Source organism: Metabacillus rhizolycopersici (genome assembly GCF_020075705.1).
On record NZ_JAIQUM010000011.1, the window covers coordinates 25462 to 38148 of the forward strand.

Here is a 12687-nt window from a genome sequence, read left to right on the forward strand (position 1 = left end):
TGTACCTATCTTTTGATTAAGAAAGGACCCTGCGATTACAAACCGCCAAGATAAGCTTTCTTAATTTCTTCACTGGCTTGTAATTCTGCAGCTGAACCTGAAGCAACAACACTTCCTGTCTCAATGACATATGCACGGTTGGCTATAGATAGAGCCATGTTGGCATTTTGTTCAACAAGCAAGACTGTTGTTCCTTCACGGTTGATTTCCTCAATAATCTGGAAGATGGTTTTTACGATTAAAGGTGCTAATCCCATTGACGGCTCATCAAGCAAAAGGAGCTTCGGCTTTGCCATAATGGCTCTCCCCATCGCAAGCATTTGTTGTTCTCCACCAGATAATGTCCCTGATAACTGTTTTCTGCGTTCAAGCAGTCTTGGGAAAAGTCCATAAACCTTTTCTATATCTTTACGGATCTCATTTTTTTCCTTCCTTAAATAGGCGCCTAGCTCGAGGTTTTCCTCAACTGACATGTTCGCAAACACCCTGCGCCCCTCAGGTACATGAGATATCCCTGCCTTTACAATTGTTTGTGCAGGCTTACCTGAGATAGACCCACCCAAGTATTCAATTGTCCCCGACTTTGGCTTAAGTAACCCAGAAAGAGTTTTTAGAAGCGTGCTTTTTCCAGCACCATTTGCTCCAATTAGCGTCACAATTTCTCCTTCATTTACTTCTAAAGAAACTCCCTTTAGCGCTTGGATATGTCCGTAAAATACATCGATTTCATTAACCTTCAGCATTGGCACCGTCAACCTCCTCCCCTAGATAAGCCTCGATCACCTTAGGATGATTTCTAATTTTGTCTGGCGTCCCTTCTGCAATAAGTTGGCCGTGGTCTAACACATAGATTCTTTCACATATTCCCATAACTAATTTCATATCATGTTCAATTAGGAGAATCGTCAGGTTGAATTCCTTCCGTATAAAGGCAATTAACTCCATAAGCTCATGTGTTTCTTGCGGATTCATTCCAGCTGCTGGCTCATCTAGTAATAGTAATTTAGGACCAGCGGCAAGGGCTCTTGCGATTTCTAATCTTCGCTGCTGACCATATGGTAAATTTTTAGCCATTTCATCTTTATATTTATCAAGTTGGAAAATTTTAAGGAACTCAATTGATTTTTCCTCCATCTCCCTTTCCCCTGAAAAGTGGGATGGAAGGCGGATGATTGAACTGAAAATTGAATGCTTAGCTAATGAATGATAAGCTACTTTTACATTGTCTAAAACAGAAAGCTCATTAAAAAGGCGAATGTTTTGGAAGGTACGACTGATTCCTTTCCGTGTCACTTGATAAGGGGCCAATCCATTAAGACGTTTCCCGTTGAACAGAATCTCACCTTCAGTTGGTACGTACACTCCTGTTAGCAAGTTGAAGCTTGTCGTTTTCCCAGCTCCATTCGGTCCGATCAGTCCAATTAGCTCACCTTGGTGAATTTCCATATTAAATCCCGAAACAGCCTTTAATCCACCAAATTGAATGCCAGCACCTTGAACCTCAAGCAATGGCTTATTTCCCATAAGAGCTTCCTCCTTTCTTCCCTTTCCACTTTCCAAATACATCCGTAATTTCGCGAGTTCCCATTAATCCCTGTGGACGATAAAGCATCACAATAACTAGTACTAAACTATAAATAATCATCCGTGTTTCTGGGAAATCCTGGAGAAAAGTTGAAATAATCGTTAGTAAAGCAGCAGCAATCACAGCTCCTGATAAACTACCAAGACCACCTAAAACAACATAAATTAAAATATCAAAGGACTTTAAAAATCCGAAGTTTGTTGGTTGAATGATATAAAAGTTATGAGAATACAGGCCTCCTGCAACTCCGGCAAAGAAAGAACCGATGGTAAAAGCAATAACTTTATAATAAGTTGTGTTGATTCCCATTGCATCAGCAGCAATCTCATTTTCACGAATGGCGATAGCTGCTCGTCCATGTCTTGAATTTGTAAAGTTCATAATAACCAAGACGGTAATAAATAGGCAGATGAATGCATACGTCCAAGTAGTAAAATGGGAAACCTGCATCCCTGCTGCACCGCCGACATATTCAATATTCAAGAACACAATTCGAATGATTTCAGCAAAGCCTAAAGTTGCAATCGCTAAGTAATCACCTCGTAAACGTAAGGTTGGAATCCCAACGACTAAACCAGCAATAGCTGCGACAAGTCCACCGGCTAGCAACGCTACCGGAAACGGTAGTAATAGCTTCATCGTAAAGATTGCTGAAATATAAGCCCCTACAGCTAAAAATCCAGCATGCCCAATTGAGAATTGACCAGTAATCCCGATAACTAAATGTAGGCTAACAGCTAATATGATATTAATTGCGATATTAATTAACATGTTGCTATAGTAAGGATTTAATAGTCCACCACTAATTAGAACCTGAGTAATTCCATACCCCAGTATTGAAATGATTAAAAATAACCAAAAACCTTTTGATTTTTTCATATAGTTGTTTCACCTACACTTTCTCTCTTGAATTTTTGCCAAAGATTCCTGATGGTTTAAAGATAAGAATTAGAATTAGGATAATAAATGCTGCAGCGTCTCTCCATAGAGAAAACCCTAGTGCACTTACGATTGTTTCTGCAACTCCAAGCACAAGTCCGCCAACCATCGCTCCAGGAATAATTCCTATACCACCTAATACAGCGGCAATAAATGCCTTTAATCCTGGTATAACGCCCATAAGTGGTTCAATCTTCGTATAATAAATACCAAAGATAACACCAGCTGCCCCTGCCAAAGCTGAACCAATAGCAAAAGTAGCAGAAATTGTCCGATCAACATTTATTCCCATTAAACGGGCTGCATCGATATCATGAGAAACGGCACGCATCGCCTTCCCAATTTTTGTTCGATGTACAATAAATTGCAAAATAATCATAAGCACGACAGACGTACATAAAATTAATAATGACTGACTACTAATTTGTGCGCCAAAGAAATCAAACGTTTTGTTACTAAAAACAGCTGGATATGCTTCTGGTTGCGCTCCACGGACATAAATAACTCCGTATTCAATAAGAAGAGAAACCCCAATCGCTGTAATTAAAGCTGCAATTCTCGTTGCATTTCGAAGACGTTTATAAGCGATTCTCTCAATAAGTACTCCAAAAGCTGCACAAGCCACCATTGATAGCAATAGTGCAGGAATGAAGCCTAATCCAAACGCAGTAATGGCATAAAAGCCAATAAATGAACCAACCATAAACACATCGCCATGAGCAAAGTTAATTAATTTTATGATTCCGTAAACCATTGTATAGCCCAGTGCTATCAATGCATAGATACTCCCTAGTGAAATACCGTTAATTAGTTGCTGTACCCATTCCATTTCTTTCCTCACTCCTTTTCGAACTCAAATTAATACGGTTTAAAACAAAACGAAAATGGGAGGATAGTCCCCCCATTTCTCTAAGTTTATCCTTAAGGATTAATTTTAGTCTTGAAGACTGTCTTTCCATCTTTATACTCTAAAACAGTTGTTGTTTTAATTGGATGATGGTTCTCATCAATTGTTACTACACCTGTTACAAGACGTAAATCTTTTGTTTCTGCAAGTGCATCCTTGATTGCCACTGGATCAGTACTTCCAGCACGCTCGATTGCATCTTTCAATAAGTAAACCGTGTCATATCCTAAACCGTTGAATGCATCAGGTGCTGCATCTTTGTTCTTCTCTTTGAACATTTTTACGAAGTTTTGGATTGTTTCATCTGGATCCTCAGCAGAATAATGGTTTGTGATGAATGTGTTATTTAACGCCTCTGCACCAGCCAATTCTACTAGCTTCGGTGAATCCCAACCGTCGCCACCCATAAGTGGTACAGTAATACCCATCTCACGAGCTTGTTTCACAATTAGACCTACTTCTTCATAATAACCAGGGATAAAAATGAAGTCAGGATTTTGTGCCTTAATACGCGTTAATGTAGAACGGAAGTCTGTGTCCTTAGCAACATAAGATTCTTCTGCTACGATTGTACCACCCGCGGCTTCAAACGTTTCTTTAAATGAAGCTGCAAGACCCTTCGCATAATCACTTGCATTGTCAGCAAACACCGCTGCATTTTTCACCTTTAATTCGTTCGCTGCAAAGTTAGCTGCAACAGTTCCTTGGAATGGATCAATAAATGAAGTACGGAAGACGAATTCGTTCACTTTTCCATCGTCATTTACAGTTACATTCGGGCTAGTCCCTGAAGGAGTTAAAAGAACTGTTTGATTGTCGTTAGCGATTTGCGCTTGTGCTACTGTGTTTCCACTAGTTGATGCACCAATAATTGCTGTAACTTTATCTTGACTTGTTAATTTAATCGCAGCATTTGTTGCTTCTGCCGCTTCTGACTTATTATCTACTTTAATCAGTTCAATCTGTTTTCCATCTATTCCACCGTTAGCATTAATCTCCTCAACAGCAAGCTCGACACCCTTCATATTCGATTGTCCATAAGATGCTACTGGACCTGAAAGTTCAAAGTTAGCCCCAATTTTTATTGCATCATCTGATGAGCTACCTGAATCATTACCACCAGCTGCACATCCTGCTAGTATTCCTGACAATAACGTCGACGTAAGAAGAAGCTTAGCAAATTTTTTCTTCATAGTAGTTGTCCCCTTTTTATTTATTGATTTTTCTGAAAAATTAACCCGTGACAAATCATAAGGTTATATCCACATAATGGAACCATCTTGATTGTTTGTTGTTAGTTCATTTTCTGAATAATAAAAGTATTGTAAAACAATTTTCCTGTTTCGTCTAGCATAATTTTTATTTTATTGTAATATTTCTGAAATATTTGTTTAATATCTATGTGTTTTTTTTACTTACTATAATTAGGATCACTTTTGAATAAATGAGGGTAACAAACAAAATAGCAATTTATTCATTTTTTAGAAATAAAACCCTCAATATAAAGTTATACTAAAATATAGTTATTATTATTGAAATCATCTCTATGATCCCATTCTTTGTTTAAGCAGCCCTCCTTTAAACAAGACCTTTTGCCATTTTAATCACAAATAATAGTCTTGGTAAAAACCATAGCTCTGCTACTGAAAAAGTATTATCGTAAGCAAGCAGAAAAATCCAGCATAAACGGAGTGCTTTCTATTAGGCTAGACTTCCATTGGTAGAAGGTCCTTTATCTCTATCTAAAGATTAGCAACCTAATCCTAACATCGTTTCTCACTACTCCCTATTCCTGATTAGCTAACATTACTACCACCTCCCCTTTCTCTCTACGTAAGAAGTGTAATAATGTTCCACGTGGAACATTTGAGATCACAGTCCTCAATTTATTTCTATTGAACAGTCCAACAATTCATTTAAGTATGAGGATTAATCTATGCTTACCACACCATATATACAATTTAACCTCATTCTCAGCTATTCATCTTAGATATGTAACAAGAAAACTCTCATTCATTCCATCGCTTACGAACGTAGTAATTAAGATCTAATGCAAACCGATAACATATTTATGGGGAAATTGTTCAAAATAGAGGAGAAACCTAGCGAAGTTATAGGATAGCTATTTCTGTTGTACTGTTCCATACCTGAAAAGATACAGTGAAAAGGAGAGGCATTAGAAATGACAAATGATGGAGCTATTACAGACAGGCAAATAAAAAAGGGCGCGATTCTGACGGTTATGCTCTTAGGTGCCTTTGTTGCAATTTTAAATCAGACATTAATGAATGTTGCATTACCTCAAATGATGATTGATTTGAATATATCGGCTAATACTGCACAATGGCTGACAACAGCATACATGCTTGTTAATGGGGTGTTAATCCCGATAACAGCCTTTTTGATCGAACGATTTACGACTAGGGTGCTTTTTTTGACATCGATGGGGTTATTTTCATTCGGTACCTTCATCTGTGCAATTTCTCCAACCTTTCCTCTATTATTATCTGGAAGGGTCATCCAAGCTGCTGGGGCAGGAATCCTTATGCCATTATTAATGATTGTCATTTTAACAATTTTCCCGATCTCAAAACGCGGTCAGGCAATGGGGTATATTGGATTAGCATTGACCTTTGCACCTGCTATCGGGCCAACACTTTCCGGTTGGATTGTTCAAAATTATTCATGGAGAGTGTTATTTTATATCGTATTACCAATTGCCGTCATCGATTTCATCATCGGCATCGTACTTATGAAGAATGTTACGAAACAAACATATCCTAAACTTGATATTCTTGGGGTTATTCTTTCTACATTAGGTTTTGGTGGTTTATTATATGGTTTTAGTAGTGCTGGAAGCGCTGGTTGGACTAGTGCAGAAGTTATTACTTCGCTCATCATCGGAATTGTTACGCTCACCTTATTTATACGGCGACAAATGACCATAGATCATCCAATGCTTGAATTTGGCGTGTTTAAATATAATATGTTTACGCTTACGACCATTATTAACATTATTATCACAATGGTGATGTTTGCTGGAATGATTCTCGTACCAATTTATTTACAAAGCATCCGTGGCTTTTCCCCACTCGAATCAGGGTTATTGTTATTACCAGGTGCAATTCTAATGGGCATTATGTCTCCGATTACTGGTTGGATTTTTGACCGAGTGGGTGCAAAATGGCTCTCGATCGTTGGCTTGGCTATTACAACAATTACTACATGGGAATTTAGCGTGCTTACCGACTCCACTTCATATATGGTATTGCTACTAAACTATACTGCCCGCATGTTCGGCATGTCGATGTTAATGATGCCAATTATGACGGCGGGATTAAATCAGCTTCCACAGCGATTAAATTCCCATGGAACAGCTATGTCTAACACCTTTAAACAAGTTTCTGGAGCAATTGGTACTGCCTTTCTTGTCACGGTTATGTCCAATCAGACACAAAAGCACGTAAACGAAATGGTAGCTGCTGACGCTACTTCTGATGCTAATCAACAAATGGCATACATTATAAATGAAGCTACCATTCAAGGAATAAATGATGCATTTGTTGTAGCTACCTGGCTATCCCTATTAGCCACAATCCTTGCATTCTTTATTAAAAATGTGAAAGCAGGAGAAGAAAGTGGTAAAAGTGAAACAGCTATGAACCCTAAGCGAGAGCGTCTACCTCAGCCTCAAGGCTAGCCTATAATACACATTTGAACAGTAAAAAGCGGACACAACCCGTTACGGTATGTCCGCTTTTCTGTTATTTATTCCTTATTATTGAGCAGGAAGACCCCACCGGTGGAAGTCCAAATTATCTTCCCTGTTGATTGGTCCAGTGGAACCTAGTTAGCCACAATGACTAAATTTTTCACTGCTCAACCACTAAAGGCACTATTTTACCTTCATTCACATTGATTAATCCATGATCTGTAATTTTCAAAGCCGGACTGACAGGAAGTGAAAGAGTACTCAAGGACATGATGACGTTGTAATGTTTATAACCTAAGGATTTAAGTGAAGTCGTTAATTGCTCCACTTGCTTTGAAATCACATCTAATGGTTCTTCAGACAAAATCCCACCTACCGGTAACTGAAGCATAGATAGGACTTGGCCGTTCTCTACACAACAGATTCCTCCCTGTTTACCTATCACTTCATTTGCAGCAAGCAGCATATCTTGCTTATTGTGACCGATAACTAGAAGATTGTGATTATCATGGGAATAGGTCGTCGCAACAGCACCTCGCTGCAAAATATCTCCACTGATTAATCCATGGGCATGGTTGCGATTTTTTCCATATCGTTCAAAGGTCGCGATTAAACCGTATGGACTTTCCTCCCAGCATAACTTACCATCCCTCACATCAACTTGGTCGTGTCTTTCTTCCGTGAATGTTGAGCCGTCTTGTACATTCATTATACGGCACGTGTAACGATCATCTGCAAGTGGTACGTGCATTGTAAAATCGTCCTCTGTAAGCTCTTCAAGCTCAACGCTTTGGTAAAATGCTGCAGGGAATTGTTTTGGTTGTACTGACTGAATATAAGGCTTTGAGGAGTCAAACTCACACACACCTTTTTTGTACACCATATCTAAGTCAAAGTTTTTCAAATTCGATACAAGTAAAAAATCTGCTATTTTACCTGGTGCAATTGCTCCCCTGTCGTACATCCTCATCCGTTGTGCAGGTGTATACGTACACGCATAGATTGCCTTTTCAGGTGTCATCCCCATTTCAATTGCCTTCTTCAGAAGAACATTAAGATGTCCTCTTCTTTGAAACGAGTCTGCCATGACATCATCCGTAACAAAACAGAAATGCTCATCTACTTGTTTCTCTTTTAAATACTCTATGACTTCTGTTGTCATTGACTTTTCTTGGATCTCAAGAAACATCCCAGCAGAAATCCGAGCTTCCATTCCTTCTACAGTTTGATGGGTATGATCCGAATTTACGCCAGCAAATGCAATTCTTTGCAAGTCTAAATCAAGTAACTTTGGAACATGTCCCTCAATAATAAGATCTGGATACTGAGTACGGATATGGGACAAAATTTGATTTGTTTTACAATCAGGGTCAGAAATGACATCATGGAAGTTCATGATTTCTCCCAAGCATTTGATATCTTCTGTTTTCATTAGCTCGTCTATATCGCTGATTTCAATTGATCCGCCAGTCGTTTCCATCGACGTCGCAGGAACTGAGCTTGGAATCGCATAAAACATATCTACGACACAGCCCTCACTTGCCTTAATCATTTCCTTTACACCTGTAATTCCGAAAACATTAGCCATCTCATGAGGTTCTGCCACAATTGTTGTCACACCATTTTTAATTAACCCGTAGGAAAACGTAGATGGTGTCACCATTGTACTTTCGATGTGTAAATGAATATCAATCAAACCAGGAATCATATATTTCCCCTTACCATCAATAACCTCATCCGGCTGAAAGGTCTCTAATCCCCGTTCTCCAATATATAAAAACTTACCATCTTTTATTACGACGTTGCCTTTATCAAATGTTTTAAAATAGCTGTTATAGACATAGGCATCGGTTATCAACATATCAATTTTCATCATTACCCTCCTAGGCTAGTCAACAAGTACCATTTGATCTTTCGGAATTTCAAGGATTACTTCCTGACCAGCGTAATAAGGTTCGATCATTTCCTTATTCACCGTGAAATCACCTAGTGACGTTTCGACAACGTACTGAAAGCTTCGTCCAAGATAGGTGCTAATCTTAATCCGCCCAAGTACACTATTCTTCATCTCAGGATTGTCCCCTTTTTCTCGAAGCAATAGATAGTCAGGTCGAATTGCACCTGTTTTCCCAGTTTTGTTCTCCATTTGTGAATCTTTTTCGATTGTGAAGAAATGACTAGATTTGCTTAGTTCAATTCGATCCTCAAAATCTTTCCGCTCATCAAATTCAATGAAGTTTTTAAACCCAATAAAGTCGGCAACAAATCTTGTCTTTGGATATTTATAGATTGACGTTGGCTCATCAAGTTGTTCTATAATACCTTTATTCATAATGGCTACCTGATCAGAGATGGAAAAGCATTCCTCTTGATCATGTGATACGTACACAGTTGTAATGCCTAGCTCTTGTTGGATACGGCGAATCTCTACCCTCATATTCACTCGTAAGTTTGCATCAAGATTACTTAAAGGCTCATCAAACAACAGGATATCTGGTTCAATAACAAGGGCCCTTGCAATCGCAACCCGCTGCTTCTGCCCTCCTGAAAGTTCCTTTGGAAATCTTTTTTCAAATCCCTTTAGACCAACAATTTCTAATACATTCATGACACGCTTTTCAATTTCACCTTTTGAGACTTTTCTAAGTCGAAGACCAAATGCGATGTTATCGAAAATGGACAAGTGAGGGAATAATGCATAGTTTTGAAACACAAAGCCAAAATTTCGTTTGTTTACTGGCACCTTCGTATAATCTTTATCTTTAAATAAAAACTTTCCTGAATTAGCTTGTAAAAATCCTGCGATCAAGCGTAGAGTGGTTGTTTTTCCACAGCCACTCGGTCCAAGTAGCGAAACTAGCTTTCCATTTTCAATTTCAAGATTAAAGTCTTTTAAAATATTTTGTTTATTGTAAGCAACAGATATGTCTTGTAAAGTAAATAAAGCCATCCACTATTACCCCCTTTATCGTTTTGTAAAATAAGATAAACCCATGAGTCTTTCAACCATAAACATGAAGAATGCAGTAATAACCATGAGTAGTACGGAAATAGCTGCAATCGTAGGATCAAAATAATTTTCTACGTATGTCAGCATTTGAATCGGGAATGTACTGACACCAGGACCTGTCATAAATACGGAAATGTCTACATTATTGAAGGATTCCAAAAAGGCAATCATAACAGCTGCGATAATTCCTGATTTTATATTCGGAAGAACGACTGTAAAGAACGTTCTAATTTTTCCTGCACCTAGGCTCTCGGCCGCTTCTTCAATTGAGAAGTCAAAGTTTGACAAACTAGAAGAAATGACACGGATAATGAACGGAAGCATGATGACTGTATGTCCGATAAATAGAGCTGTATAAATTGGAAGCTGATAAACTCCAACAATATATCTCAAAAACGAAAAGCCGAGCACAATTCCAGGAATTAAAATTGGTGAAACAAAAATAGCATCTACGATCTTTTTCCCTTTAAATTCAAATCTGCTTAACGCATAAGCAGCTGGAACACCTAATAAAAGAGCAAAAAGATTGCCTGCAAGTGAAACAATAATTGACGTTTTAAACGTCGTTAAGAACATTTGTACATCAAAAATATTGATATACCATCTAAAAGAAAACTCCTCTGGTGGAAACTTCAAAATACTTCCACCTTCAAAAGACGTAATCGATATGATTAGTAAAGGCCCTAGTAAAAATAAAAACACTAGGTAGGTAAACAGGGCCAATCCTCGATTTTTTTCCCGCATACACCTCTACCCCTTCGGATTTAATTTTCTTGCCAATACATTCATAATGGCAATAATAATGATCGTTACCATAATCATGATCGTTGCAACAATCGATGCAACCTGCCAATCATTTAGCGTGATGGCGTTTTGATAAAGAAACGTCGAAATGACACGTTGTTTTCCGCCAAGCAATGCAGGCGTTGTATAAGCCGTAAAGCTCCCTACAAAAACAAGAATGCTTCCAATTACTAAGCCAGGTACACAAAGTGGAAGGACCACTTTCATAAAGACAGTCAATTTTGACGCTCCTAGGCTTTCAGCTGCTTTTAACAAATCAAATTCAATGTTTTCCATTACACCTACAAGCGTTATGATGATTAACGGTAAAAATAAATGAACCAATCCAATCATAATCGCAGTAGGTGTATATAGAATATTAAGTGGTTCTTCAATTAAACCAATAGATTGTAAAACATTATTAAGCAGACCATTTTTCCCAATGATGATCATCCAACTAAACGAACGAACAACCGAACTTGTTAATAATGGGAAAATTGTTAATAAAAGCATAATAGCCTTCATTTTCGTTCCAAGTTTTGAAATATAATATGCTGCTGGGAATCCAAGCAATATACATATAATTGTTGTTACGAGACTTACTCTTAACGTCGTAAGAAGAATGTCAACAAAATACCGATCTTTGAAAAAATTAAGGTATCCTTGAAGAGTAAAGCCATTATCATTAAAAAATGTTGTTCCAATTGTTAAGATGATTGGAATCAACATAAAAATCGTTAAAAAAAGAACACCCGGTAACAGCAACAGGTATACATAACGTTTTTTCATCTTCTAAACCCCTGTTCGAAATTATTTATGAATTGATAATGCGAATAAACAGGTCAAAAAACGCCTCCACATTAACGTCCAGACAAACGTATACATTTTCTGGCTTCATCAGCCGATTTTGAAAGTCGCAAACCATCTGTCCATCACAAAGTTCACTTCTTGCTTCAACATCCACATAGAATTTTTCTCTCTTCACAAGCTCACTTTTCAGAGCAACACCGACAGCAAGTGGGTCATGCATTGCACATGCCCAAACACCATTACGTTCAAAATAGCGTTGTCGATAATCCAACGTACTCTTTCTTATATAATCAGCAAGCTGTTTGTTTTCAATTAATTCAATATGCTCTTCAGTTAGGAGAGCCTTTCTCGTAACATCAAGTCCGACTTGTGTAATCGATTCGAACCCTGCTTGTAAGACAATTTTGGCAGCCTCTGGATCAACATAAATGTTATACTCCGCTGTTGGCGTCACATTACCGTACCCTTGTACAACTCCCCCCATAAAGATTACCTCTTTTACATACTGAGTAATCTGTGGACATTTTTTAACAGCCATTGCCAAATTGGTAAGCGGCCCTGTCATCACTAACGTTACTTCATGAGGAAAACTTAAAATGGAATTTATGATAAAATCAGGAGCAAAACCTTCATCACATTGTTGTGTAACCTTTACATCCTTTAAGGCTCCACCTAGACCATCTGCACCATGAATTTTATGTTCAAAAAATCTTTTTCTAAGAATAGGGGCAGCTGCCCCTTTAATGACTGAAATGTCTTTTTCATCTAAAAGCTCGAGTATTTTTAACGTATTTTGCGTAGCAGAATCAAGCGATACGTTCCCATTCACTGTTGTAATTCCCAACATATCAAACTGTTGACTCTTTACAGCAAGAATGATCCCAATCGCGTCATCTATTCCAGTATCTACATCAAGAATCAATTTTGTTTTCATAATACCC

At 38.0% G+C, this 12687-nt stretch carries 11 protein-coding genes; 1 reads left to right on the forward strand and 10 read right to left on the reverse strand.

Annotated elements, in window-relative coordinates; genetic code table 11:
- Positions 1 to 35 precede the first annotated feature (35 nt).
- From K9V48_RS07315 to K9V48_RS07335, 5 genes are all read right to left on the reverse strand, one after another.
- Complete coding sequence (locus K9V48_RS07315; RefSeq protein WP_224138120.1) at positions 36 to 743, reverse strand: ABC transporter ATP-binding protein; 708 nt, start codon at positions 741 to 743, stop codon at positions 36 to 38.
- On the reverse strand, positions 730 to 1524 hold the full coding sequence (locus K9V48_RS07320; protein ID WP_224138052.1) for an ABC transporter ATP-binding protein: 795 nt from the start codon (positions 1522 to 1524) through the stop codon (positions 730 to 732). Before K9V48_RS07320 ends, K9V48_RS07315 begins: the two co-directional genes overlap by 14 nt.
- On the reverse strand, positions 1514 to 2464 hold the full coding sequence (locus K9V48_RS07325; protein ID WP_224138053.1) for a branched-chain amino acid ABC transporter permease: 951 nt from the start codon (positions 2462 to 2464) through the stop codon (positions 1514 to 1516). Before K9V48_RS07325 ends, K9V48_RS07320 begins: the two co-directional genes overlap by 11 nt.
- A 13-nt stretch (positions 2465 to 2477) precedes the next feature.
- Positions 2478 to 3353 carry a branched-chain amino acid ABC transporter permease gene (locus K9V48_RS07330; protein ID WP_224138054.1) on the reverse strand — a complete coding sequence of 292 codons (876 nt, stop codon included), beginning with the start codon at positions 3351 to 3353 and terminating at the stop codon, positions 2478 to 2480.
- A gap of 92 nt (positions 3354 to 3445) precedes the next feature.
- A complete protein-coding gene (locus K9V48_RS07335; RefSeq protein ID WP_224138055.1) occupies positions 3446 to 4624 on the reverse strand; it encodes an ABC transporter substrate-binding protein in 1179 nt (392 codons plus the stop codon).
- A gap of 1049 nt (positions 4625 to 5673) precedes the next feature.
- On the opposite strand from K9V48_RS07335, the gene K9V48_RS07340 reads away from it, so the two are divergent.
- Entirely contained in the window at positions 5674 to 7131 is a 1458-nt protein-coding gene (locus tag K9V48_RS07340; protein WP_438803874.1) for a DHA2 family efflux MFS transporter permease subunit, read from the forward strand.
- Positions 7132 to 7303: 172 nt separating this feature from the next.
- Here K9V48_RS07340 and K9V48_RS07345 read toward each other — a convergent pair whose 3' ends face one another.
- The 5 genes from K9V48_RS07345 to K9V48_RS07365 are packed head-to-tail and all read right to left on the reverse strand — an operon-like array spanning position 7304 to position 12680.
- A complete protein-coding gene (locus K9V48_RS07345) occupies positions 7304 to 9016 on the reverse strand; it encodes an adenine deaminase C-terminal domain-containing protein (RefSeq protein WP_224138057.1) in 1713 nt (570 codons plus the stop codon).
- Between the two features lie 15 nt (positions 9017 to 9031).
- Positions 9032 to 10093: an ABC transporter ATP-binding protein gene (locus K9V48_RS07350; RefSeq protein ID WP_224138058.1), complete on the reverse strand. Its 1062-nt coding sequence runs from the start codon at positions 10091 to 10093 to the stop codon at positions 9032 to 9034.
- Positions 10094 to 10108: 15 nt separating this feature from the next.
- Positions 10109 to 10897 (reverse strand): ABC transporter permease, encoded by a 789-nt coding sequence (locus K9V48_RS07355; protein ID WP_224138059.1) that lies wholly within the window; start codon positions 10895 to 10897, stop codon positions 10109 to 10111.
- A gap of 6 nt (positions 10898 to 10903) precedes the next feature.
- Positions 10904 to 11725, reverse strand: a complete 822-nt coding sequence (locus K9V48_RS07360; protein WP_224138060.1) for an ABC transporter permease — start codon at positions 11723 to 11725, stop codon at positions 10904 to 10906.
- 25 nt (positions 11726 to 11750) lie between these two features.
- Positions 11751 to 12680, reverse strand: a complete 930-nt coding sequence (locus tag K9V48_RS07365; RefSeq protein ID WP_224138061.1) for a nucleoside hydrolase — start codon at positions 12678 to 12680, stop codon at positions 11751 to 11753.
- Positions 12681 to 12687 lie beyond the last annotated feature (7 nt).

Bases quoted from the DNA above. Each gene is read 5' to 3' on its own strand.
- K9V48_RS07315 (WP_224138120.1), bottom strand. From the start codon at position 743: ATGCTGAAGGTTAATGAAATCGATGTATTTTACGGACATATCCAAGCG.
- K9V48_RS07320 (WP_224138052.1), bottom strand. From the start codon at position 1,524: ATGGGAAATAAGCCATTGCTTGAGGTTCAAGGTGCTGGCATTCAATTT.
- K9V48_RS07325 (WP_224138053.1), bottom strand. From the start codon at position 2,464: ATGAAAAAATCAAAAGGTTTTTGGTTATTTTTAATCATTTCAATACTG.
- K9V48_RS07330 (WP_224138054.1), bottom strand. From the start codon at position 3,353: ATGGAATGGGTACAGCAACTAATTAACGGTATTTCACTAGGGAGTATC.
- K9V48_RS07335 (WP_224138055.1), bottom strand. From the start codon at position 4,624: ATGAAGAAAAAATTTGCTAAGCTTCTTCTTACGTCGACGTTATTGTCA.
- K9V48_RS07340 (WP_438803874.1), top strand. From the start codon at position 5,674: ATGCTCTTAGGTGCCTTTGTTGCAATTTTAAATCAGACATTAATGAAT.
- K9V48_RS07345 (WP_224138057.1), bottom strand. From the start codon at position 9,016: ATGAAAATTGATATGTTGATAACCGATGCCTATGTCTATAACAGCTAT.
- K9V48_RS07350 (WP_224138058.1), bottom strand. From the start codon at position 10,093: ATGGCTTTATTTACTTTACAAGACATATCTGTTGCTTACAATAAACAA.
- K9V48_RS07355 (WP_224138059.1), bottom strand. From the start codon at position 10,897: ATGCGGGAAAAAAATCGAGGATTGGCCCTGTTTACCTACCTAGTGTTT.
- K9V48_RS07360 (WP_224138060.1), bottom strand. From the start codon at position 11,725: ATGAAAAAACGTTATGTATACCTGTTGCTGTTACCGGGTGTTCTTTTT.
- K9V48_RS07365 (WP_224138061.1), bottom strand. From the start codon at position 12,680: ATGAAAACAAAATTGATTCTTGATGTAGATACTGGAATAGATGACGCG.